General features: G+C 57.7%; 20 protein-coding genes. 15 read left to right on the top strand and 5 right to left on the bottom strand.

Annotated elements, in window-relative coordinates; all coding sequences use genetic code 11:
• Positions 1–101: 101 nt before the first annotated feature.
• Both ACQG1Y_RS16730 and ACQG1Y_RS16725 read left to right on the top strand, forming a co-directional pair.
• Positions 102–740 (top strand): DUF1007 family protein, encoded by a 639-nt coding sequence (locus tag ACQG1Y_RS16730; protein WP_017692913.1) that lies wholly within the window; start codon positions 102–104, stop codon positions 738–740.
• Complete coding sequence (locus ACQG1Y_RS16725) at positions 731–1,711, top strand: nickel/cobalt transporter (RefSeq protein ID WP_032669384.1); 981 nt, start codon at positions 731–733, stop codon at positions 1,709–1,711. Before ACQG1Y_RS16730 ends, ACQG1Y_RS16725 begins: the two co-directional genes overlap by 10 nt.
• A 61-nt stretch (positions 1,712–1,772) precedes the next feature.
• Here the strand turns inward: ACQG1Y_RS16725 and suhB are convergent, their stop codons facing one another.
• Positions 1,773–2,576 carry an inositol-1-monophosphatase gene (suhB, locus tag ACQG1Y_RS16720; RefSeq protein WP_003860668.1) on the bottom strand — a complete coding sequence of 268 codons (804 nt, stop codon included), beginning with the start codon at positions 2,574–2,576 and terminating at the stop codon, positions 1,773–1,775.
• Between the two features lie 132 nt (positions 2,577–2,708).
• Between suhB and trmJ the strand changes: the two genes are divergently transcribed.
• From trmJ to sseB, 11 genes are all read left to right on the top strand, one after another.
• Positions 2,709–3,434, top strand: a complete 726-nt coding sequence (gene trmJ / locus ACQG1Y_RS16715; protein WP_015572157.1) for a tRNA (cytosine(32)/uridine(32)-2'-O)-methyltransferase TrmJ — start codon at positions 2,709–2,711, stop codon at positions 3,432–3,434.
• Positions 3,435–3,668: 234 nt separating this feature from the next.
• Entirely contained in the window at positions 3,669–4,160 is a 492-nt protein-coding gene (iscR, locus tag ACQG1Y_RS16710; protein WP_022649018.1) for a Fe-S cluster assembly transcriptional regulator IscR, read from the top strand.
• A 120-nt stretch (positions 4,161–4,280) separates the two neighbouring features.
• Positions 4,281–5,495, top strand: coding sequence for a cysteine desulfurase (gene iscS, locus ACQG1Y_RS16705; RefSeq protein WP_003860663.1), 1,215 nt, complete (start codon positions 4,281–4,283; stop codon positions 5,493–5,495).
• A 24-nt stretch (positions 5,496–5,519) separates the two neighbouring features.
• On the top strand, positions 5,520–5,906 hold the full coding sequence (gene iscU, locus ACQG1Y_RS16700; protein ID WP_003860661.1) for a Fe-S cluster assembly scaffold IscU: 387 nt from the start codon (positions 5,520–5,522) through the stop codon (positions 5,904–5,906).
• 13 nt (positions 5,907–5,919) lie between these two features.
• Positions 5,920–6,243 (top strand): iron-sulfur cluster assembly protein IscA, encoded by a 324-nt coding sequence (gene iscA, locus ACQG1Y_RS16695; RefSeq protein WP_003860659.1) that lies wholly within the window; start codon positions 5,920–5,922, stop codon positions 6,241–6,243.
• Positions 6,244–6,319: 76 nt separating this feature from the next.
• Positions 6,320–6,835 (top strand): co-chaperone HscB, encoded by a 516-nt coding sequence (gene hscB / locus ACQG1Y_RS16690; protein WP_003860657.1) that lies wholly within the window; start codon positions 6,320–6,322, stop codon positions 6,833–6,835.
• A 14-nt stretch (positions 6,836–6,849) separates the two neighbouring features.
• Positions 6,850–8,700 carry a Fe-S protein assembly chaperone HscA gene (gene hscA / locus ACQG1Y_RS16685; RefSeq protein ID WP_332999434.1) on the top strand — a complete coding sequence of 617 codons (1,851 nt, stop codon included), beginning with the start codon at positions 6,850–6,852 and terminating at the stop codon, positions 8,698–8,700.
• A 1-nt stretch (position 8,701) separates the two neighbouring features.
• Positions 8,702–9,037, top strand: coding sequence for an ISC system 2Fe-2S type ferredoxin (gene fdx / locus ACQG1Y_RS16680; RefSeq protein WP_003860652.1), 336 nt, complete (start codon positions 8,702–8,704; stop codon positions 9,035–9,037).
• A gap of 1 nt (position 9,038) precedes the next feature.
• The gene (gene iscX / locus ACQG1Y_RS16675) at positions 9,039–9,239 is read left to right on the top strand and encodes a Fe-S cluster assembly protein IscX (protein WP_003860650.1); all 201 of its coding nucleotides are present in this window, start codon (positions 9,039–9,041) and stop codon (positions 9,237–9,239) included.
• Between the two features lie 61 nt (positions 9,240–9,300).
• Positions 9,301–10,587: an aminopeptidase PepB gene (gene pepB, locus ACQG1Y_RS16670; protein ID WP_126495552.1), complete on the top strand. Its 1,287-nt coding sequence runs from the start codon at positions 9,301–9,303 to the stop codon at positions 10,585–10,587.
• A 141-nt stretch (positions 10,588–10,728) separates the two neighbouring features.
• Complete coding sequence (gene sseB, locus ACQG1Y_RS16665) at positions 10,729–11,505, top strand: enhanced serine sensitivity protein SseB (RefSeq protein WP_023325069.1); 777 nt, start codon at positions 10,729–10,731, stop codon at positions 11,503–11,505.
• 17 nt (positions 11,506–11,522) lie between these two features.
• Here sseB and ACQG1Y_RS16660 read toward each other — a convergent pair whose 3' ends face one another.
• From ACQG1Y_RS16660 to ACQG1Y_RS16645, 4 genes are all read right to left on the bottom strand, one after another.
• Entirely contained in the window at positions 11,523–12,293 is a 771-nt protein-coding gene (locus ACQG1Y_RS16660) for a MurR/RpiR family transcriptional regulator (RefSeq protein WP_015572161.1), read from the bottom strand.
• Positions 12,293–13,138, bottom strand: a complete 846-nt coding sequence (gene sseA, locus ACQG1Y_RS16655) for a 3-mercaptopyruvate sulfurtransferase (protein ID WP_017383536.1) — start codon at positions 13,136–13,138, stop codon at positions 12,293–12,295. Before sseA ends, ACQG1Y_RS16660 begins: the two co-directional genes overlap by 1 nt.
• Before the next feature lie 89 nt (positions 13,139–13,227).
• Positions 13,228–14,595 (bottom strand): 6-phospho-alpha-glucosidase, encoded by a 1,368-nt coding sequence (locus tag ACQG1Y_RS16650; protein WP_017692919.1) that lies wholly within the window; start codon positions 14,593–14,595, stop codon positions 13,228–13,230.
• Positions 14,596–14,607: 12 nt separating this feature from the next.
• Positions 14,608–16,152, bottom strand: coding sequence for a PTS transporter subunit EIIC (locus tag ACQG1Y_RS16645; protein WP_017692920.1), 1,545 nt, complete (start codon positions 16,150–16,152; stop codon positions 14,608–14,610).
• Positions 16,153–16,438: 286 nt separating this feature from the next.
• Here ACQG1Y_RS16645 and ACQG1Y_RS16640 point away from each other — a divergent pair, with 286 nt between their 5' ends.
• A complete protein-coding gene (locus ACQG1Y_RS16640; protein ID WP_252013565.1) occupies positions 16,439–21,391 on the top strand; it encodes an alpha-2-macroglobulin family protein in 4,953 nt (1,650 codons plus the stop codon).
• Between the two features lies 1 nt (position 21,392).
• Complete coding sequence (gene pbpC / locus ACQG1Y_RS16635; protein WP_023295146.1) at positions 21,393–23,720, top strand: peptidoglycan glycosyltransferase PbpC; 2,328 nt, start codon at positions 21,393–21,395, stop codon at positions 23,718–23,720.
• The last annotated feature ends 70 nt before the right edge of the window (positions 23,721–23,790 follow it).

The raw sequence follows: 23,790 nt of genomic DNA, 5'->3' as shown, positions 1-23,790 counted from the left end.
TTGATAAGAATAGCTAAAGGATGGGCGCTGAAAAGCGCACCGGCAGGCCTTTCACTCAGGATTGCTGGCGAACATCACAGAATTTTTGACGTGAGGAACAGATGCAAATAGTTAAACAAAGCGCGGTAGCGTTATTTTTGGCGGTTTTCACTTGTGCCGCCGGCGCACATCCTCACAGTTTTATCAGCCTGAAAACCGAACTGGTGACGGACGGCACGCAGCTCAGCGGCCTGAAAATGCGCTGGACGATGGATGAAATCACCTCCGCCGACCTGCTGTACGATGCCGGAAACGCAAAGCCCGGCGATGAGATCTGGAAAAAGCTGGCGGCGGAAGTGATGGCCAACGTGCTGGGTCAGCACTACTTCACCGAGTTCTGGCACAACGGACAAAAGGTGAAATTTCTCAACCGTCCCACGGTGTACGGTATGACCCGCGACGGACATCAGGCGGTGCTGACCTTTATCCTTCCGCTGGCGCACCCTCAACCGCTGGCCGGGCAGAAGTACAGGTTTTCCACGTTTGACCCAACCTACTATGTCGATATGCGCTATGACAATGACAGCGACGTACGGCTGCCGGACGCGCTGCAAAAAAGCTGCAAAATTGCCGTGCACACCCCGAAACCCAGCGAAGAGATGCTGAACTTTGCCGTTTCTCTTGATAAAGAGGATGCGCCCCCCGAAGACATGGAGTTAGGTAAACAGTTTGCGCAGGAGGTGACGTTACAATGTCAGTGATCTCCTCTCCCGTCAGTAAGCCGCGTCGCTGGCTGCACCTCTGGCCTCTGGCGCTCTTTTTGTTGTTAGCGGTTGGCGGCGCGCTCTGGCTGTGGCAGGCATGGCCGCAGGTGATGATGAAAAGCATCCTCTGGCAGCGGGAAGTTAATCAGCAGATGAGCGGTCTGCTGAAAGCCGTGGCGGAAAATCCGACCAAAGCGGGCGGCGCTCTTCTGGCGTTCAGCTTTATCTATGGCGTGCTGCATGCCCTGGGACCGGGGCACGGCAAAATCGTCATCACGACCTGGCTTGCCACGCACCCGTCGAAGCTGAAATCGAGTATCGGCCTGACGCTGGCTTCTTCTTTACTTCAGGGCGGTGTGGCGATTGCGCTGGTCGTGGTCGTCCTTTCGCTGCTACAGCTGCCGGCCCGCCAGCTGCATATGAGCAGCTTCTGGCTGGAGAAGGGGAGTTACGCGCTGGTAGGCGTGCTGGGGCTGATCCTCTGCTGGCGGGCGCTGAAAAAATTGCGCGCGTTACTGCGAAAACCAAAATTCAAATCCTTTACACCGCATCACGTTCACCATGAAAACTGCGGGTGCGGGCATCAGCATCTGCCGACGCAGGAACAATTACAGAACGGTGAGGACTGGCGTGCGCGCCTGATGATTGTTCTCTCAATGGGGATGCGTCCATGCTCGGGCGCAATCATGGTGCTGTTGTTCAGCAAAGTGACAGGCGTATTTGGCTGGGGCATGCTCTCGGCGCTGGCGATGGCGGCGGGAACGTCTCTGACGATCTCTTCGTTAGCCCTGCTGGTGCACAGCTTCCGTCAGCTGGCGGTAAAACTCAGCGGCAATAAAACGCCGGTATTGTGGCGACAGGTTGGCTGGACGACTCTGGCGCTGGCGGGCGGGGTGATTCTGCTGGTAGCGGCGGTGACAATGTGGATGAGCGCGGTGCCGGTGGGAAGGGGGGTGCGGCCTTTCTAGCCGTATCTGAGGCGTGTTGTAGGCCCGGTAAGCGTGGCGCCACCGGGCTTAACAGACTGAATTAACGCTTCAGCGCATCGCTCAGTTCATCACGCATGTTTGCCAGCATGGCTTTAACAACGCGCGGGTTACCTGCAACGATGTTGCCGGTAGACATATAGTTATGGCCGCCGGTGAAGTCGCAAACAATCGCGCCAGCTTCACGAGCGATCAGCTCGCCCGCCGCGAAGTCCCACGGCTTCAGAGACAGCTCAAAGTAACCGTCAACGCGGCCGGTCGCGACGTAGGCCAGATCCAGTGCAGCAGAGCCGGTGCGACGGAAGTCCGCGCATTCGGTGAACAGCTTGCCCAGGATATTCATATAAGTGGTTGCGTGCTGCTTCGCCTTGAACGGGAAGCCGGTCGCCAGAATCGTGCCGTCCAGATCGCGTGCATTGCTGCAACGCAGACGGTAGCCGTTCAGCTGCGCGCCCTGACCGCGGGTCGCGGTGAACAGTTCGTTACGCATTGGATCGTAAACAACGGCGACTTCAGTACGGCCTTTGATGCGTACTGCGATAGACACAGAGAAGTGTGGCAGGCGTTTGACGAAGTTGGTGGTGCCATCCAGTGGATCGATAACCCATTGAACATCCTGATCGGTACCTTCATGTTCACCGCTTTCTTCGGTGATGATGGTGTGCTGCGGGTAAGATTTGCGGATCGTTTCGATAATAATCGCTTCTGCGGCTTTATCTACGTTCGTCACGAAATCATTGCTGCCTTTCTGGCTGGTTTCTACGGAGTCTGGGGTTTCGTAGTGTTTGGCAATTACATTACCCGCCTTGCGCGCTGCGCGCACGGCGATGGTCAGCATCGGATGCATCGGTCTCTCTCACTGGATGTTAAAGAACAGGAAAATCGGCGCAGAGTATAGCAGCGGGATCGGATTATGTCTCTCGTTTATGATAATATGCCCGAATATTCTTCAGACACTGAATCCAGACATTTAAAAATTATGCTGCAAAACATTCGAATCGTGCTGGTCGAAACATCGCACACCGGCAACATGGGCTCTGTGGCCCGCGCTATGAAAACCATGGGCTTAACGAACCTGTGGCTGGTGAATCCGCTGGTGAAACCAGACTCTCAGGCTATTGCTCTGGCGGCCGGCGCCAGCGACGTGATCGGGAATGCGCAGATCGTGGACACCCTGGATGAAGCCCTGGCCGGTTGCAGCCTGGTGGTGGGGACCAGCGCGCGCTCCCGTACGCTGCCCTGGCCGATGCTGGACCCGCGCGAATGCGGCCTGAAAAGCATCTCAGAAGCGGAACAGGCGCCGGTTGCGCTGGTGTTTGGCCGTGAACGCGTTGGCCTGACCAACGAGGAATTACAGAAGTGTCACTATCATGTGGCGATTGCCGCCAACCCGGAATACAGCTCGCTGAATCTGGCGATGGCGGTGCAGGTGATTGCCTATGAAGTGCGCATGGCATGGCTGGCGACGCAGGAGAAACCGGTGGAACCTAAAGAAGAGACGGCCTACCCGCTGGTGGACGACCTCGAGCGCTTCTACGGTCATCTGGAACAGACGCTGCTCTCAACCGGCTTTATCCGTGAAGGCCACCCGGGCCAGGTGATGAACAAGTTGCGCCGTATGTTCACCCGCGCGCGTCCGGAAAGCCAGGAGCTGAACATCCTGCGCGGGATTCTGGCGTCGATTGAGCAGAAGAATAAAGAGTAGTGCAGTGTGTTCGCCGGGTGGCGCTGCGCTTACCCGGCCTACAAAGCCCGTAGGCCCGTGCAAGCGCAGCGCCGCCGGGCAAAATACGGCACAGAAGGTTAAATACCTGACTAAAACAGTCAAGTAAATAGTTGACCAATTTAGTCAGGAATGTCAGACTTGGCCCTGCTATGCAATACCCCCATTTTACAATAAAAAACCCCGGGCAGGGGCGAGTTTGAGGTTAAGTAAGACATGAGACTGACATCTAAAGGGCGTTATGCCGTGACCGCGATGCTGGACGTTGCGCTCAACTCCGAAGCGGGCCCGGTTCCGTTGGCTGATATTTCTGAACGACAAGGGATCTCCCTCTCTTACCTGGAACAGCTGTTCTCCAGACTGCGTAAAAATGGACTGGTGTCCAGCGTTCGTGGCCCGGGCGGCGGTTATCTGCTGGGTAAAGACGCAGGCAGTATTGCGGTTGGCGAAGTGATTAGCGCGGTTGACGAATCCGTTGACGCGACCCGTTGCCAGGGTAAAGGCGGCTGTCAGGGCGGCGATAAATGCCTGACCCACGCGCTGTGGCGCGATCTGAGCGACCGTCTGACCGGCTTCCTGAACAACATCACCCTGGGTGAACTGGTTAATAACCAGGAAGTTCTGGATGTCTCTGGTCGTCAGCATAGTCAGGATTCACAGCGCAGCACCCGTTCGCAGGACGCCATCGACGTTAAACTGCGCGCGTAATTAAAAAGATAAGTATTTCAGAATCAGGCCGGGGCGTTAGCTCGCCCCGCGTACTCGGTCGTACATCCAGCCGGTTGCCTGATTCCTTGCATTGAAGCGATGTACGGAGTTTATAGAGCAATGAAATTACCGATTTATCTCGATTACTCCGCAACCACGCCGGTGGACCCGCGTGTTGCCGAGAAAATGATGCAGTGTCTGACCCTGGACGGAAACTTTGGTAACCCAGCTTCCCGTTCTCACCGTTTTGGCTGGCATGCTGAAGAGGCGGTTGATATCGCCCGTAATCAGATTGCTGACCTGGTCGGTGCCGACCCGCGTGAAATTGTTTTCACCTCCGGTGCGACCGAATCCGACAACCTGGCGATCAAAGGTGCTGCCAACTTTTATCAGAAAAAAGGCAAGCACATTATCACCAGCAAAACCGAACACAAAGCCGTGCTGGACACCTGCCGTCAGCTGGAGCGTGAAGGGTTCGAAGTGACTTACCTGGCGCCGCAGAGCAACGGGATCATCGACCTGAAAGAGCTCGAAGCGGCCATGCGTGATGACACCATTCTGGTTTCCATCATGCACGTTAACAACGAAATCGGCGTTGTGCAGGACATCGCAACCATCGGCGAAATGTGCCGTGCGCGCGGCATCATCTACCACGTGGATGCGACCCAGAGCGTGGGCAAACTGCCTATCGACCTGAGCCAGCTGAAAGTGGACCTGATGTCCTTCTCCGGTCACAAAATCTATGGTCCGAAAGGTATCGGCGCGCTGTACGTTCGTCGTAAGCCACGTATCCGCATCGAAGCACAGATGCACGGCGGTGGTCACGAGCGCGGCATGCGTTCCGGTACGCTGCCTGTTCACCAGATCGTGGGCATGGGCGAAGCGTATCGCATTGCAAAAGAAGAGATGGAAACCGAGATGGCACGCCTGCGTACGCTGCGTAACCGTCTGTGGGACGGCGTGAAAGATATGGAAGAAGTGTATCTGAACGGCGATCTCGAGCAGGGCGCGCCAAACATCCTCAACGTCAGCTTCAACTATGTTGAAGGCGAGTCGCTGATCATGGCGCTGAAAGACCTGGCGGTTTCTTCCGGTTCTGCCTGTACGTCTGCAAGCCTGGAGCCATCCTACGTGCTGCGCGCGCTGGGTATGACTGACGAGCTGGCACACAGCTCTATCCGTTTCTCTTTAGGTCGTTTTACTACCGAAGAAGAGATTGACTACACCATCAAACTGGTTCGTAACTCCATTGGCCGTCTGCGCGACCTTTCTCCACTGTGGGAAATGTTCAAGCAGGGCGTGGATCTGAACAGCATTGAATGGTCACATCACTAATCGGTACATAAGGAGAATTCAATCATGGCATACAGCGAAAAAGTTATCGATCATTACGAGAACCCGCGCAACGTTGGCTCTTTTGACAACAGCGATGAATCTGTCGGTAGCGGCATGGTCGGTGCACCGGCATGTGGCGACGTGATGAAGTTGCAGATTAAAGTCAACAATGAAGGTATCATTGAAGACGCGCGCTTCAAGACCTACGGCTGCGGTTCAGCTATCGCGTCCAGCTCCCTGGTCACCGAATGGGTGAAGGGCAAGTCTCTGGACGAAGCACAGGCAATCAAGAACACGGATATTGCTGAAGAACTCGAACTGCCGCCGGTGAAAATTCACTGCTCAATTCTGGCAGAAGACGCGATCAAAGCCGCCATTGCGGATTACAAAAGCAAACGTGAAGCAAAATAATTGAGGTTTGAGTATGTCGATTACCCTTAGCGACAGCGCTGCCGCGCGAGTAAGCTCTTTTCTGGCGAACCGTGGTAAAGGCTTTGGCCTGCGACTGGGCGTACGTACCTCCGGCTGTTCTGGTATGGCTTACGTACTGGAGTTTGTTGACGAACCGGCGTCTGATGACACCGTGTTTGAAGACAAGGGCGTGAAGGTGGTGGTCGATGGCAAAAGCCTGCAATTCCTCAACGGCACTCAGCTGGACTTCGTAAAAGAAGGCCTGAACGAAGGGTTCAAATTCACGAATCCGAACGTCAAAGACGAGTGTGGTTGCGGCGAAAGCTTCCACGTTTAACCGCGCGTCATCCGAAACCCCACCGTGGCTTTGCTACGCGTGGGGTTTGTTCTAACAGGCTACCCCTGAGATTGTTATGGATTACTTCACTCTCTTCGGACTACCCGCTCAATACCCGATCGATCTCCAGGCGCTGACGGTCCGTTTTCAGGATCTCCAGCGTCAGTACCATCCGGATAAATTCGCCAGCGGGACGCAGGCAGAGCAGCTGGCTGCGGTATCACACTCCGCAACCATCAACCAGGCCTGGCAAACGCTGCGTCATCCGCTGGCGCGTGCAGAATATCTGCTCTCGCTCCACGGTTTCGATCTGGCGAGCGAACAGCATACCGTGCGCGACACCGCCTTTCTGATGGAACAGCTGGAGCTGCGCGAAGAGCTGGATGAAATTGAACAGGCTAAAGACGAAGCGCGCCTGGAAAGCTTTATCACGCGCGTAAAGGGCATGTTCGATACCCGCCATCAGCAGATGGTGGAGCAACTGAACAACGAGACCTGGGACGTGGCGGCAGACACTGTGCGCAAACTCCGTTTTCTCGATAAACTGCGAAGCAGTGCTGAACAACTCGAAGAAAAGCTGCTCGATTTTTAATTTCGGAAGCAATTATGGCCTTATTACAAATTAGTGAGCCAGGCTTAAGCGCCGCACCGCACCAGCGTCGTCTGGCGGTCGGTATTGACCTGGGCACCACCAATTCCCTCGTGGCGACCGTGCGCAGCGGCCAGGCGGAAACGCTGGCTGACGAGCAGGGCCGCCATCTGCTGCCTTCCGTGGTCCACTACCAGCAGCAGGGTCACGCGGTCGGGTTTGATGCCCGCACCAACGCCGCGCGCGATCCGGCCAACACCATCAGCTCGGTTAAGCGCATGATGGGCCGCTCGCTGGCTGATATCCAGACCCGTTACCCGCATCTGCCGTATCAGCTACAGGCCAGCGAAAACGGCCTGCCGATGATCGCGACGTCTGCCGGTCTGCTGAACCCGATTCGCGTTTCTGCTGACATCCTCAAAGCGCTGGCGGCGCGCGCCACGGCGACACTCGGCGGCGATCTCGACGGCGTGGTAATCACCGTTCCGGCCTACTTCGACGATGCACAGCGTCAGGGCACCAAAGACGCTGCGCGTCTGGCGGGCCTGCATGTGCTGCGTCTGCTGAACGAACCGACGGCGGCGGCCATTGCCTACGGCCTCGATTCCGGTCAGGAAGGGGTGATTGCGGTTTACGATCTCGGCGGCGGGACGTTTGATATTTCAATCCTGCGCCTGAGCCGCGGCGTGTTCGAAGTGCTGGCGACCGGCGGGGATTCCGCGCTCGGCGGCGATGACTTCGACCATCTGCTGGCAGACTACATCCGCGAGCAGGCGGGCATCAGCGATCGCAGCGATGCGCGCGTACAGCGTGAACTGCTGGATGCGGCCATCGACGCCAAAATCGCCCTGAGCGACGCGCAATCGGTCACGGTTAACGTTGCGGGCTGGCAGGGTGAGATCACCCGCAATCAGTTCAGCGAACTGATCGCGCCTCTGGTTAAGCGTACCCTGCTGGCCTGCCGTCGCGCATTGAAAGATGCGGGCGTGGAGGCCAGCGAGGTGCTGGAAGTGGCCATGGTTGGCGGCTCAACCCGCGTGCCGCTGGTGCGCGAGCGCGTGGGCGAATTCTTTGGCCGCACGCCGCTGACCTCTATCGACCCGGACAAAGTAGTTGCCGTGGGCGCCGCTATCCAGGCCGATATCCTGGTCGGCAACAAGCCGGACAGCGAAATGCTGCTGCTGGACGTCATCCCGCTGTCTCTGGGTTTAGAAACCATGGGCGGCCTGGTGGAGAAAGTCATTCCGCGTAACACCACCATTCCGGTGGCGCGCGCGCAGGAGTTTACTACCTTCAAAGACGGCCAGACCGCGATGTCCATCCACGTGATGCAGGGCGAGCGCGAGCTGGTGCAGGACTGCCGCTCTCTGGCGCGCTTTGCGCTGCGCGGAATTCCGGCGTTGCCAGCGGGCGGGGCGCATATTCGCGTCACCTTCCAGGTGGATGCGGACGGCCTGCTGAGCGTTACGGCGATGGAAAAATCGACCGGCGTGGAATCGTCCATCCAGGTGAAGCCGTCCTACGGCCTGACCGATGGCGAAATCGCCTCCATGATTCAGGACTCAATGAGCTACGCCGAGCAGGATGTGAAGGCGCGTATGCTGGCCGAACAAAAAGTGGAAGCCGCACGCGTGCTGGAAAGCCTGAACGGCGCACTCGCTGCCGATGCCGCGCTGTTAAGCGCCGCTGAGCGCCAGGTGATTGACGACGCTGCCGCGCGCTTAAGCGCAGTCGCCGAAGGCAATGACGCTGACGCAATAGAAGAAGCCATTAAAAACGTTGATAAACAAACCCAGGACTTCGCTGCTCGCCGCATGGACAAATCTGTCCGCGTCGCGCTGAAAGGCCAGTCCGTGGACGAGGTTTAATATGCCAAAGATTGTAATTTTGCCTCATGCGGACCTCTGTCCGGATGGCGCTGTTCTGGAAGCGAAGACCGGTGAAACCATTCTCGATGTAGCCCTGCGTGCAGGTATCGAAGTGGAACACGCCTGTGAAAAATCCTGTGCCTGCACAACGTGCCACTGCATCGTGCGTGAAGGTTTCGACTCTCTCGCCGAGAGCACCGAAGACGAAGACGACATGCTGGATAAAGCATGGGGTCTGGAGCCAGACAGCCGCCTGAGCTGCCAGGCCGCGGTGACCGATGAAGATCTGGTCGTGGAATTCCCACGCTACACCATCAACCACGCACGCGAGCATTGATATGGGACTGAAGTGGACAGACAGCCGTGAAATCGGCGAAGCGCTCTACGACGCGAACCCGGATCTCGATCCGAAGACCGTACGATTCACCGATATGCATCAGTGGATTTGCGATCTGGAAGATTTTGACGACGATCCAAACGCATCCAATGAAAAAATTCTGGAGGCGATTCTGTTAGTCTGGTTAGATGAAGCAGAATAGATAACATAAACGGGCTGCCTTCAGGCGGCCCGTTTGCTAGTTGCTAATAAGGATAAATAAAATGACCGAAGCGATGAAGATTACGCTCTCCACGCAGCCAGCCGACGCACGCTGGGGCGAAAAAGCCACCTACAGCATCAACAACGACGGTATTACCCTGCACCTGACGGGCAATGATGATTTGGGCCTGATCCAGCGCGCCGCGCGTAAAATTGACGGCCTTGGCATTAAGCATGTGTCGCTGGAAGGCGAAAGCTGGGACACCGACCGCAGCTGGGCGTTCTGGGCAGGCTACAAAGGCCCGAAAGGCACCCGCAAAATCGAGTGGGCGAACCTCGACGAAGCCGGTCAGAAAGAGCTGGAAAGCCGCCTGCAAATCATCGACTGGGTGCGCGACACCATCAACGCCCCGGCGGAAGAGTTAGGCCCTGAGCAGCTGGCGCAGCGCGCGGTTGACCTGCTGTGGGGCGTAGCGGGCGACAAGATGTCTTACCGCATCACCAAAGGTGAAGACCTGCGCGAGCAAAACTACATGGGCATTCACACCGTGGGCCGTGGCTCCGAGCGTCCTCCGGTCCTGCTGGCGCTGGATTACAACCCAACCGGCGATAAAGAAGCGCCGGTCTTTGCCTGTCTGGTCGGAAAAGGCATCACTTTCGACACCGGCGGCTACAGCCTGAAGCAGAGCTCGTTCATGGATTCCATGAAGTCCGACATGGGCGGTGCGGCCACCATTACCGGCGCGCTGGCGTTCGCCATCACCCGTGGCCTGAACAAGCGCGTGAAGCTCTACCTATGCTGCGCGGACAACATGGTGAGCGGCAACGCCTTCAAGCTGGGCGACATCATTCGCTACCGCAACGGTAAAAACGTTGAGGTGATGAACACCGACGCCGAAGGCCGTCTGGTGCTGGCCGATGGCCTGATCGACGCCTCTGCGCAGAAGCCGGAGCTGATTATCGACATGGCAACCCTGACCGGCGCGGCGAAAACGGCGCTGGGTAACGACTATCACGCCCTGTTCAGCTTCGACGACAAGCTGGCCGCTCGCCTGCTGGCCAGCGCGGCGGCGGAAAACGAACCGTTCTGGCGTCTGCCGCTGGCCGAGTTCCACCGCAGCCAGCTGCCGTCCAACTTCGCCGAGCTGAACAACACCGCGAGCGCGGCGTACCCGGCGGGGGCAAGCACCGCAGCAGGCTTCCTGTCTCACTTCGTTGAGAACTACCATGAAGGCTGGCTGCACATTGACTGCTCCGCAACCTACCGTAAAGCGGCGGTTGAGCATTGGTCTGCGGGTGCGACCGGTCTGGGCGTGCGTACCGTGGCGAACCTGCTGACGGCTGAGTGATCTTTTTTGCCGGGTAGCGCTACGCTTACGCGCGCCTTCGGAGTCATCGTATTGCCCGGCGGCGCTGCGCTTGCACGGGCCTACGGTTTTGTAGGCCGGGTCAGCGAAGCGCCACCCGGCGTTTTTTGAAGTAGCCAAACTATGTCAGAAACCAAAAACGAATTAGAAACCCTGCTGGAGCAGGCGGCGACCGAACCCGCCCACCGTCCGGCCTTTTTCCGCACGCTGCTGGAATCCACCGTCTGGGTGCCGGGCACCGCGGCGGAAGGGGAGCAGGTTGTCGAAGACAGCGCGCTGGATCTGCTGCACTGGGAGAAAGACGACGGCACCTCGGTGATCCCGTTCTTTACTTCGCTCGAGGCCTTGCAGGAAGCGGTAGAAGACGAACAGGCGTTCGTGGTGATGCCGGTGCGCACGTTGTTCGAAATGACCCTGGGGCAGACGCTGTTCCTCAACGCCAAACTGCCGACCGGGAAAGAGTTTACTCCGCGCGAAATCAGCCACCTGATTGGTGACGAGGGCAACCCGCTCAGCACTCAGGAGGTGCTGGAAGGGGGCGAAACGCTGCTGCTGTCTGAAGTGGCCGAGCCGCCCGCGCAGATGATTGACTCCCTGACCACGCTGTTTAAAACCATCAAGCCGGTAAAACGCGCGTTTCTCTGCTCCATCAAAGAGAGCGCTGACGAAAAGCCTGTTCTGCTGATAGGGATTGAGGCCGACGGCGATATCGACGAGATCATCCAGGCAGCGGGAAGCGTGGCAACCGACACCCTGCCGGGCGATGAGCCGATTGATATCTGTCAGGTGAAGAAAGGTGAGAAGGGGATCAGCCACTTTATTACCGAGCACATCACCCCGTTCTACGAGCGTCGCTGGGGCGGCTTCCTGCGCGATCTCAAGACCAACCGCATTATCTGATTACGGCGGGGTGACCTTCACCCCGTTGCTTCCAGCAGCAGTAAATCCATCAGCAGCACCAGATTCGACTCAAACGACGTTACCCCTGCGGCTTCGGCGGCGAAATGTACCGCTTCGTCATAGAGGGCAAAATGCACGTCCGCCATGCCTGCCAGCGTATTGGCCGACGCGCGGGTAAAGGCGACGATCGTCATGCCGACGTTTTTGGCGATCCGCGCTTTATCCAGTACCTGCTCCGTTTCGCCGCTGCGTGAAACGGCAATAAACACCTGATAGCGCGCGGCGTTGCTGAGAAAAATATTCCGGCTGTCTCCCGGCCCGGAGATGAACGCCGTTTTTCCCAGCACCTGCAACTTCTTGGTCAGGTACTCGGCAAAAAGGTACGAAAACCCGGCGCCGTAGAGAAAGAAGCTCTCTTTCTGGCGCAGCAGGCTGGCAAACTGCTGGCGTTTGTCCTGAGTGACCCACTGGAAGGTCTGCTGATAGTTGGCAACGAACCGGGTAAAAAGCGCGGGCATTTCCGCATGTTGCTCAGGCTGTACGGTGATATGCGGCGTGTCAGAAAGCAGCTGCTTGCAGTGCCAGATAAACTCGCTAAAGCCGCTAAACCCCAGCTTCTGACACAGCCGCATAATCGTCGCGGTAGAGACAAATGTCGCCTGCGCCAGCTCGCGCACCGTGATGTTGCCCACCAGCAATGGATGCTCAGTGAGGTGGGCGAGGACGCGATACTCCGCGCGAGTCAGCGACGATCCGCGCGTTAACAGCGTTGCCAGGCGGTTATCCATTATTTCGCCGGTTCAACCGGCAGATCGTCCCGTGCACCCCATTCACTCCAGGCGCCGTCGTACAGAGTCACGTCATTCGCGCCAAGGGTTGCCAGCGCCAGGATCACCACGCAGGCCGTCACGCCGGAGCCGCAGCTGGCAATAACCGGACGATGCAAATCCACGCCCTGACGTTCAAAAATGGCACGCAATTCATCGGTGGTTTTCAGCTCGCCTTCAAACACCAGATCGCCCCACGGTACGTTCAGCGCCCCCGGGATATGTCCGCGTTTCAGTCCCGGACGCGGCTCGTCCGCTTCTGCGTTGAAACGTGGAGCGGGACGCGCATCGACGATTTGCGCCGTGTTTTCGTGGCTCACGACCAGCACGTCGGTCAGGCGCTTGACCACGTTAGCGTCAAACGTGGCATCAAATTCCCCTTCCGGCAGCGTGACGTCACCCTGCTGAAGCGGTAGTTCGTCGCGCTTCCAGCCTGCAAGTCCGCCCGCCAGAATCGATACCTTTTCCACGCCGAAGTTTTTCAGCATCCACCACGCTCGCGGCGCGGAAAACAGATTACCTTCATCGTAAACAACAAGATGTTTATCTTTGCTGATGCCCAGCTCGCGCATCGCCACGGAAAACGCTTCCGGGCGAGGCAGCATGTGCGGCAGGGGAGAGGTGTGATCGGAGAGGGCTTCGATATCAAAAAATACCGCGCCAGGCAGGTGCCCTGCACGGTATTCAGCGGGAACGTCACGATGCTCCTGGCCCGGAGGGGCCATGCGCGCGTCGATAATCTGAACTTCCGGGTCGTCGCCGTGCTCAATCAGCCAGTCGGCAGCGACAAAATATGAGGTGGACATGGTTGCCTCCATTCTTTTCCGTAAAAAAGGATTGTCGGTGTTTTTTCTGACACCGACAAGCTAACCACGTTCAACTCGCGAGCAAGCCCCTATTTTTTCACCGCTTCACCGTCCTGCCAGGCCTTTTGCAGCGCAGGCCAGTAGTCGCGGTTGGCTTCGATCATCTCATCCAGAATCGCTTTCGCGTGCTCCATGGTCGGCACGGTGCGGTTCAGAGTGAACGCCTGCAACGCTTTCTCGTAGCTGCCTTCGATGGTTGCCTCAACCAGCAGCTGTTCAGAGGCCAGCTGCTGTTGCAGGAGCGTCTGGTGGAACAGCGGTACCTGACCCACGCGGACAGGCTCCGGCCCTTCGGAGGTGATATAGGCAGGCACTTCCACCACCGCATCGTACGGCAGGTTGGTAATCGCCCCGCGGTTTTCCACCATCACCAGATGGCGTTGGCGCAGGTTGAACGCCAGTGAGCAGGCGACATCGACGATAAATTCGCCGTGAACACCTACGTGGAAGGCGTCCGGTAAAATTCCGGTGCGCTGGTACTCTTCGGCGGCGGCAAACAGCTTTTTCTCACGCCCGTTCATCACTTCGTTGGCGCGGGTATAGTCCGGGTTCTGATGCTCCACAATCTGGTTTGGCATCAGGTAGTACTGTAGATACGGGTTCGGCAGGTACTCCGGGAAGTTATCCATAATCGGCTTGATGTTGCGCCAGGTTTTCACCCACGACGGATCCGAGTGCTGCGGGTCGGTTTTCGCGGCATCTTCCGTCAGCAGGCCAAACTTCGCGATATGTTTACGCAGCTCCGGCAGCTTGTCCTCGCCGTCCACCCGTACGCGGGTAAACCAGCCGAAATGGTTGAGGCCAAAATAGTCCACCTCCAGTTTATGGCGATCCACGCCCAGAATGGCGCCCATATTGCGCATCGCGGCAACCGGCATATCGCAGATGTTCAGCACGCGTGCGTTGGGGCGCAGGCGACGCACGCCCTCAGCGACAATCGCCGCCGGGTTGGAGTAGTTCACGATCCACGCCTTTTCGTGCGCGTAGCGTTCCACCCGATCGATCAGCTCTACCATCGGCAGGATAGTACGCAGGCCATATGCCAGCCCGCCGGGTCCGCAGGTTTCCTGGCCGACCACCCCGTGGCGCAGCGGGATCTTTTCATCCTGCTCGCGCATTTTGTACTGTCCGACGCGCATCTGGGCAAAAACAAAATGCGCGCCGCTGAAGGCCACTTCCGGGTCGCTGGTGACGGTGAATTTGATGCTCTGGCTGTGGTCGCGAATAACCTTCTCCACCACGGGCGCAATGGTGTTCTGGCGCGCCTCGTCAATGTCATACAGGCGGATCTCTGCCAGAGGGAAATCATGCAGACGTACCATCAGGCTTTTCACAATACCTGGCGTGTAGGTGCTACCGCCGCCGGCAATCGACAGAATAAATGGGGGTGTAAACATCTTTAGCTCCTTTCAGAGAAACGTCTCAACGGCTTCTCGCATTTTTTTGACATGCAGCCCGTAGACCACCTGAACGTTGTTACCTTGTTTGATTATCCCTTTCGCGCCGGTCGCTTTCAGGCGCGGTTCATCGATGATAGCGACGTCCTTCACCGTGACGCGTAAGCGGGTGTAGCAGTTATCCACTACCTCTATATTTTCCCGACCGCCCAGACCCACCACGATGGATTCGCCCAGCTCGTCGTTATTGCCCTTCGCCTGGTACTCCTGCTTGCTGTAAAGGCGTGTCTCCTGGTCCTCATCTTCACGCCCCGGCGTTTTCATGTTGAAGCGCAGGATCAGGAAGCGGAATACCACGAAATAAAGGGCGAACATGATCAGCCCGACCACGATGTACATGGGCCAGTTGGACTTCTCCGTGCCGAGCGGCAGGTTGTAGAGGATGAAATCGATAATCCCGTTGGCGCCGATGGCGTGAACGCCAAACAGCGAGAACAGCATCATGCCGATGCCGGTCAGCACCGCATGCACCACGAACAGCAGCGGGGCGACGAACAGGAAGGAGAATTCAATCGGCTCGGTTACGCCGACCAGCAGCGAGGTCAGCGCCGCCGGGATCAGAATCGCTTTCGCAATCGCTTTACGCTCTGGCTTCGCGGTCATGTACATCGCCAGCGCGGCGGCAGGAAGGCCGAACATCTTGCTGATGCCGCGCGCATCCCACACCACGGTACTGCTGAGCTGCTTCACGTCCGGGCAGGCCATCTCGGCGAAGTAGATATTGCGCGCGCCCTGATAGGTTGCGCCACACACCTCCTGCGTACCGCCCAGTTCGGTATACAGGAACGGCGTATAGACCAGATGATGCAGGCCCGTCGGCACCAGAATGCGTTCAAGGAAACCGTAGATCGCCACGCCAAACGGACCGGACCCTTTGATCGCCAGCGCCAGAGCGCTTATTCCATGCTGTGCGTACGGCCAGAGTTCGCTCATGACCACGCCGAGCAGCATAGAGACAGGCAGCATCACAATCGCGACAAAGCAGTGACCGGAGTAAATCGCCATCGCGCCGTTAAACTGGACACCGGAATATTTGTTGTACAGATAACCGGAGAGCGCCCCGGTCAGGATCCCGGCGAAAACGCCCATCTCCAGCACCTGGACGCCCAGCACCATGCTTTGTCCGGCGGCTTTCATCTGTTCCGCAGGGGCCAGTTCTCCCTGAAGCTGTAACGTCACGTTCATCGCGTTAATGAATACGATAAAGGTCACCAGCCCAATCAACGCCGCGTAGCCTTTGTCTCGTGTTGCCAGTCCAATGGGGATCCCGACGGCAAATACCAGCGCCAGGTTGACCAGCACCGACACGGCAGATTTGGCGATCAGCTGGCCGACACTCTGGATCAGCGGGTGGCCGAGAAACGGCAGGTACTCGGCCAGATTGCCGTTACCCAGTACATTCCCGAAGGCGATAAACAGGCCGACGATGGGTAAGATAAGTACAGGTCCGTACAATGATTTTCCGAAATTTTGTAGGGCGTTCACGGCTCGTTTCATGGCTTTCTCTCTTATTGAACCGCGCACTCGGGGTGCGTCATGGTCATAAAACTAGCAGGCCTGATGCGAGCTTATCCAGCTATCTTCTTGTTTTAAAAACAAATGACGCGAAAGGTAACATGTGACGTTATGCGCTGTGATCGCCGTTCCATCACGGTTTGGCTGCGTGATGCCATTCTGCGAGGTGCTTTCCAGATTATAAAATTGGACTTTTTGTATTAACGAAACTTGCGGATAATACTTATCCGGACGATGACCAACAGGCCCCTCAGGCCAGGGACACAGGATGAAACCGTTTCGCTTAGCTGCGATCTCTCTCGCGCTGCTCACCACCTTTACGCTTGTCGGCTGTGATAACAGCGACGACAAACCTCAGGCCGCTGCCCCCGCAGCGTCTACTGCATCAGAACAGAAAACCCCGGCAAAACCGGATCCTGAAAAGCTGGCTAAGCTGGCCGCGCAGAGTCAGGGCAAGGCGTTGACGCTGCTGGATGCCTCTGAAGTGCAACTCGACGGCGCTGCGACGCTGGTTCTGACCTTCTCTGTACCGCTGGATCCCAGCCAGGATTTTGCGAAAACGGTGCATGTGGTGGATAAAAAAAGCGGCAAAGTGGACGGCGCCTGGGAACTGGCCCCCAATCTGAAAGAGCTGCGCCTGCGCCATCTGGAGCCGAATCGTAATCTGGTCGTCACCGTCGAACGTAATTTGCTGGCGCTGAACAAAGCGACATTCGGCATCGACTATGAAAAAGCGATCACCACCCGGGATGTTGAACCGACGGTCGGATTCGCCAGCCGCGGATCGCTGCTGCCGGGTAAGGTGGTGGAAGGGTTGCCGGTGATGGCGCTCAACGTCAACAATGTGGATGTGAACTTCTATCGCGTGAAGCCGGAGTCGCTGGCCTCGTTTGTCAGCCAGTGGGAGTACCGTAACTCGCTGACCAACTGGGAATCTGACAACCTGCTGAAGATGGCGGAACTGGTCTACACCGGCCGTTTCGACCTCAACCCGGCGCGCAATACGCGTGAAAAACTGCTCCTGCCGCTCAAAGATATTAAGCCGCTCCAGCAGTCTGGCGTCTATATCGCCGTGATGAATCAGGCTGGTCACTATAACTACAGTAACGCCGCGACGCTCTTTACCTTAAGTGATATTGGGCTGTCCGCTCACCGTTATCATAACCGCCTGGACATCTTCACCCAGAGTCTTGAAAACGGTGCGGCGCAGTCAGGTGTGGCCATTACCCTTCTGAACGATAAAGGGCAGACCCTGGCCGAGGCGAACAGCGACGCCGATGGTCATGCGAAACTGGAAACCGATAAAGAAGCCGCGCTGATCCTGGCCAGTAAAGATGGCCAGACGACGCTTCTCGACCTCAAACTTCCGGCGCTCGATCTGGCGGAGTTTGATATCGCCGGTAACCCGGGTTACAGCAAACAGTTCTTTATGTTTGGCCCGCGCGATCTCTATCGTCCGGGTGAAACGGTGATCCTGAACGGCCTGCTTCGCGACAGCGATGGCAAACCGCTTCCCGATCAGCCGGTAAAACTTGACGTGCTGCGCCCGGACGGACAGGTGGCGCGTACGGTCGTTGTGCAACCTGAGAACGGCCTTTATCGCTTCAACTATCCGCTCGATAGCGGCGCCCAGACCGGCATGTGGCATATTCGCGCGAATACGGGCGATAACCAGCAGCGCATGTGGGATTTCCACGTCGAAGATTTTATGCCTGAGCGTATGGCGCTGAATCTGACCGGGCAAAAAACGCCAGTTTCCCCGCAGGATAATGTCGACTTTAACGTTGTGGGCTATTACCTGTATGGCGCGCCGGCTAACGGCAATTCTCTGCAAGGCCAGCTTTTCCTGCGTCCGCTACGTGACGCGGTGCCTGCGCTGCCTGGCTTCCAGTTCGGTGATATTGCCGAGGAGAACCTGAGCCGCAGCCTGGATGAAGTGCAGCTTACGCTGGACGAACAGGGGCGTGGGCAGGTTACCACCGAAAGCCAGTGGAAAGAGGCGCACTCGCCGCTGCAACTGATTTTGCAGGCCAGCCTGCTGGAATCAGGTGGGCGTCCGGTAACGCGACGCGCCGAGCAGACTATCTGGCCTGCGGCTGAACTTCCGGGGATCCGCCCACAGTTCGCCAGCAAGGCCGTTTACGACTACCGTACCGATACCACCGTCAATCAGCCGATTGTCGATGAAAACGGCAACGCCAGCTTTGACATCGTCTATGCCGATGCCAGCGGGACAAAAAAAGCGGTATCTGGTTTGCAGGTGCGTCTGATCCGTGAGCGTCGCGACTACTTCTGGAACTGGTCCGAGAGTGAGGGCTGGCAGTCTCAGTTTGATCAAAAAGATCTGGTTGAGGGCGAGCAGGAGCTAAACCTCAAGGCCGATGAAACCGGTAAAGTCACCTTCCCGGTGGAGTGGGGCTCATACCGTCTGGAAGTGAAAGCCCCTGATGACATGGTCAGCAGCGTGCGCTTCTGGGCGGGGTACAGCTGGCAGGATAACAGCGATGGCACGGGCGCTGCTCGCCCGGATCGTGTGACGCTGAAACTGGACAAGCCATCCTATCAGCCAGGCGATACCATCAACCTGCATATTGCAGCGCCGGCCGCAGGCAAGGGCTATGCAATGATCGAATCCAGCGAAGGACCGCTGTGGTGGAAAGAGATCGACGTGCCAGCAAACGGTCTGGATCTCGCCATTCCGGTGGATAAGGACTGGAAACGTCACGATCTCTACCTCAGCACGCTGGTGGTTCGTCCTGGCGATAAATCCAAATCCGCCACGCCAAAACGGGCGGTTGGCCTGCTGCATCTGCCAATGGGGGACGAAAATCGTCGCCTGGCCATCGCACTGGATAACCCGCAAAAAATGCGTCCGAACCAGACGCTTTCTGTGAAAGTGAAAGCCAGCGTAAAAGAGGGGGCTGTGCCACAGAAGGTGAACGTGCTGGTCTCGGCTGTCGATAGCGGCGTGCTGAACATTACCGACTACGTCACGCCGGATCCGTGGGAAGCTTTCTTCGGTCAGAAGCGCTATGGCGCGGACATCTATGATGTTTACGGCCAGGTGATTGAAGGTCAGGGACGTCTGGCCGCACTGCGCTTTGGCGGAGACGGCGATGAACTGAAACGCGGCGGTAAGCCACCGGTGAACCATGTCACCATAATTGCCCAGCAGGCGCAGCCGGTTACGCTTGATGCCAACGGCGAAGGCACCATCACGCTGCCGATTGGCGATTTCAACGGCGAACTGCGTCTGATGGCGCAGGCCTGGACGGAAGACGATTTCGGCAGCAGCGAAAGCAAAATCATTGTGGCGGCTCCGATTATCACCGAGCTTAATACGCCGCGATTCCTCGCAAGTGGCGATACCTCCCGCCAGACGCTGGACCTGACTAACCTGACGGACCAGCCTCAAACGCTGAACATTGCGTTAACCGCAACCGGTAAGTTGTCGCTCGAAGGTGCTCAGCCAGAGCCGGTTAAGCTGCCGCCTGGCGCACGTAGCACCCTGTTTATTCCGGTGCGCGCCCTGGAAGGCTATGGTGATGGTGAAGTGACTGCTCAGGTGTCGGGGCTTCAGCTCCCTGGTGAGACGTTTGCGCCGCAGCAGAAGAGCTGGAAAATTGGCGTGCGTCCCGCATTCCCGGCGCAAACGGTGAATACGGGCACGATGCTGAACCCTGGCGAATCCTGGAGTGCCCCAGCACAGCATATCAACGGTTTCTCGCCTGCCACGCTACAGGGGCAGCTGTTGCTCAGTGGTAAACCACCTTTAAATCTGGCGCGCTACATTCGTGAACTTCAGGCTTATCCATACGGATGTCTTGAGCAGACCACCAGCGGCCTGTTCCCGTCGCTTTACACCAACGCGGCACAACTTAAGGCACTGGGTATTAAAGGCGATACCGACGATAAACGCCGTGCGGCCATTGATATCGGGATCTCCCGTCTGCTGCAAATGCAGCGTGACGATGGCGGTTTTGCCTTGTGGGATAAAAACGGCCCGGAAGAGTACTGGCTGACCGCCTATGTCACGGACTTCCTGGTGCGGGCAGGGGAGCAGGGTTACAGCGTGCCTGCCGAGGCAGTGAATAACGCCAACAGCCGACTGCTGCGCTATTTACAGGATCCGGGGATGATGTCCATCCGCTACAGCGACGACACCCAGGCCAGCAAATTTGCTGTTCAGGCGTACGCTTCGCTGGTGCTGGCTCGTCAGCAAAAAGCGCCGCTCGGTGCGCTGCGTGAAATCTGGGAGCGCCACGCTCAGGCTGCTTCCGGGCTTCCGTTGATGCAGCTGGGCATGGCACTCAAACTGATGGGGGATGCACCGCGCAGCCAGCAGGCGCTGGATCTGGCTCTCAAAACTCCCCGTAACGACAGCCGAAACTGGATGGCGGATTACGGCAGCCAGCTGCGTGATAATGCCCTGATGCTCTCCCTGCTGGAAGAGTACAAGCTGCTGCCGGATGCGCAAAACAGGCTGCTGAACGCGTTATCTGAAGACGCGTTCAGCCAGCGCTGGCTGTCTACCCAGGAGAGCAATGCGCTGTTCATGGCCGGACGTTCACTGCAAACCTTGTCAGGCGCGTGGACGGCAACGACCAGCCTCTCTGAACAGACCCAGAGCAGTGATAAAGCGCAGGTAGAAAACCTGAACGGCGACCAGCTTGATGCCTTGCAGGTGACGAATACCGGCACTACGCCGCTGTGGGTACGACTGGACACGACTGGCTATCCGGAGTACGCGCCTCAGCCATCCTCTAATGTCTTGCAGATTGAACGTCATATCCTGGCGACAGACGGCAGCAGCAAGTCGCTCTCTTCTCTGAAGAGCGGTGAGCTGGTTCTGGTGTGGCTGGAGGTGAAGGCCAGCCAGAACGTGCCGGATGCGCTGGTGGTGGATCTGCTCCCGGCAGGTCTGGAGCTGGAAAACCAGAATCTGGCGAGCAGCAGCGCCAGCTTGCAGGACAGCGGCAGTGAAGTGCAAAACCTGCTGAATCAGATGCAACAGTCTGATATTCAGCACATGGAATTCCGCGACGATCGCTTTGTGGCCGCGGTGCCGGTCAATGAAGGTCAGCCGGTCACGCTGGTTTACCTGGCCCGTGCCGTTACGCCGGGAACCTACCAGGTGCCTGTTCCGATGGTCGAGTCCATGTACGTTCCGCAGTGGCGGGCAACGGGGGCGGCCAGTGGCCCGCTGATCGTTGTTCCGTAAGATGCGGATAGCACGCCTGATTCGCTCCCGCTGGCTGTGGCTGGCGGGAGCGCTTCTCGTTTCAGGGGGGCTGATTGTCGTCGCTGACCGCGTGTGGCCGTTGCCCCTGAAAGAGGTCAACCCAGCGCGAGTGGTGGTGGATGAGCAGGGTGTTCCGCTGTGGCGTTTTGCCGACAGCGAAGGCATCTGGCGCTATCCGGTTACCATTGAAGAGGTTTCCCCACGCTATCTTGAGGCGCTGATCCAGTATGAAGATCGCTGGTTCTGGGATCACCCGGGCGTCAATCCGCTTTCTGTACTGCGTGCCGCCTGGCAGGATCTCACCTCCGGGAGAGTGGTTTCCGGCGGGAGCACGCTTACCATGCAGGTGGCGCGCCTGCTGGATCCGCATCCGCGTACCTTTGGCGGTAAAATTCGTCAGCTGTGGCGGGCGATGCAGCTGGAGTGGCATCTCTCCAAGCGTGAAATCCTGACGCTGTATCTTAACCGTGCCCCGTTTGGCGGCACGTTGCAGGGCGTGGGTGCGGCAAGCTGGACTTACCTTGGCAAACCGCCGTCTCAGCTGAGCTATTCCGACGCGGCGCTGCTGGCAGTTCTGCCGCAGGCACCCAGCCGTCTGCGCCCGGACCGCTGGCCGGAACGTGCCGAAGCGGCGCGGAACAAAGTGCTCGACCGCATGCTGACTCAGGGCGTCTGGTCTGAGAAGCAGGTGAAAGAGTCCCGTGAAGAGCCGGTCTGGCTGGCTCCCCGGCAGATGCCGCAGCTGGCGCCGCTCTTTTCCCGCATGATGCTGAGTAAAAGTCGTGACACAAAAATAGTCACCACGCTGGATGCAGCTTTGCAACGACAGCTTGAAGAGCTGGCAATGAACTGGAAATCACGCCTGCCTGCCCGCAGTTCACTGGCGATGATCGTCGTGGATCATACATCCATGAAAGTGCGTGGCTGGGTAGGCTCGGTAGATATCAATGATGACAGCCGTTTCAGCCACGTGGATATGGTCAATGCGATCCGATCGCCGGGATCGGTCCTCAAGCCATTCATCTATGGCATGGCGCTGGACGATGGTCTGATCCATCCCGCTTCGTTATTACAGGATGTGCCAAGAAAAACGGGGGATTATCGTCCCGGCAACTTTGACAGCGGCTTCCATGGGCCAGTCAGTATGAGCGAAGCCCTGGTGCGTTCCCTCAACCTGCCTGCGGTGCAGGTTCTGGAAGCGTACGGCCCAAAACGTTTTGCCGGAATGCTGAGCAACGCGGGATTACCGCTCATTCTGCCTGCGGGGGCACAGCCCAACCTCTCTCTGATCCTGGGGGGCGCAGGCGCACGCCTGGCTGATATCGCTGCCGCCTATAGCGCCTTTGCGCGTCAGGGTAAGGCGGGCCGGCTGCGTTTACAGCCGGGCGATCCGCTGATCGAACGTCCGCTGCTGTCGCAGGGGGCGGCGTGGATCATTCGACGCATTCTCGCTAATGAAGCACAGCCCCTGCCGGACAGTGCGCTGCCCCAGGTTGCGCCGCTGGCGTGGAAAACGGGCACCAGCTATGGCTACCGGGATGCCTGGGCCATCGGCCTGAATGCCCGGTATGTCATTGGAATCTGGACCGGACGCCCGGACGGCACGCCCGTTGCCGGGCAGTTTGGTTTCGCCAGCGCGGTACCGCTCCTGAATCAGGTCAATAACATGCTTCAGTCCCGCTCGATGGTGGATGAAGCGCGCCTGCCGCGCGATCCGCGTCCTGCAAGCGTAGGACGGGGCGTGATTTGCTGGCCGGGGGGCCAGTCCCTGCCTGAAGGGAGCGAAAACTGTCGGCGTCGGCTGTCAACCTGGCTGCTGGAAGGCAGTGAACCGCCTACGCTGTTGCTGCCGGAACAGGAAGGTATTCGCGGGATCCGTTTCCCGGTCTGGCTGGATAAAGAAGGCAAACGCGTTGCGGCGGATTGTCCTGATGCGACAGAGAAAGTGCTGGATGTCTGGCCGCTACCGCTGGAGCCCTGGCTGCCTGCTGCTGAAAAACGGGCTGCTCGTCTTCCCGCCCGTTCAGCTATTTGCCCTCCGCTGGATAATCATAATGCGGCGCCGATGATGTTGTCAGGCGTCAGAGAAGGGGCGGTAATTAAACGTCTTCCGGGTGAGAAAAATATGACCCTCAACGTTTCAACCAGCGGCGGGGAGGGACAACGATGGTGGTTTTTGAATGGCGAACCGCTGGACGGGCATCAGAAGAATTATTCACTGCAATTATATTTGCCGGGTAAATATCAATTAATTGTATTAGATGAAACAGGACAAACGGCGACAGTGAATTTTGAATTAGATCGCTAAGTATTACCCCTCAAGAGTTAGCTTGATAATTATCAATATTCGTTCCTGAAAAAAAACGAGAATGCGTTTT

Origin of the sequence: Enterobacter cloacae complex sp. 397G4, assembly GCF_050031515.1 — a bacterium.
Lineage (GTDB): Bacteria > Pseudomonadota > Gammaproteobacteria > Enterobacterales > Enterobacteriaceae > Enterobacter > Enterobacter hormaechei_C.
The sequence above is the reverse complement of the archived record's forward strand: the minus strand, read 5'-3'. Positions and strand labels throughout refer to the sequence as shown.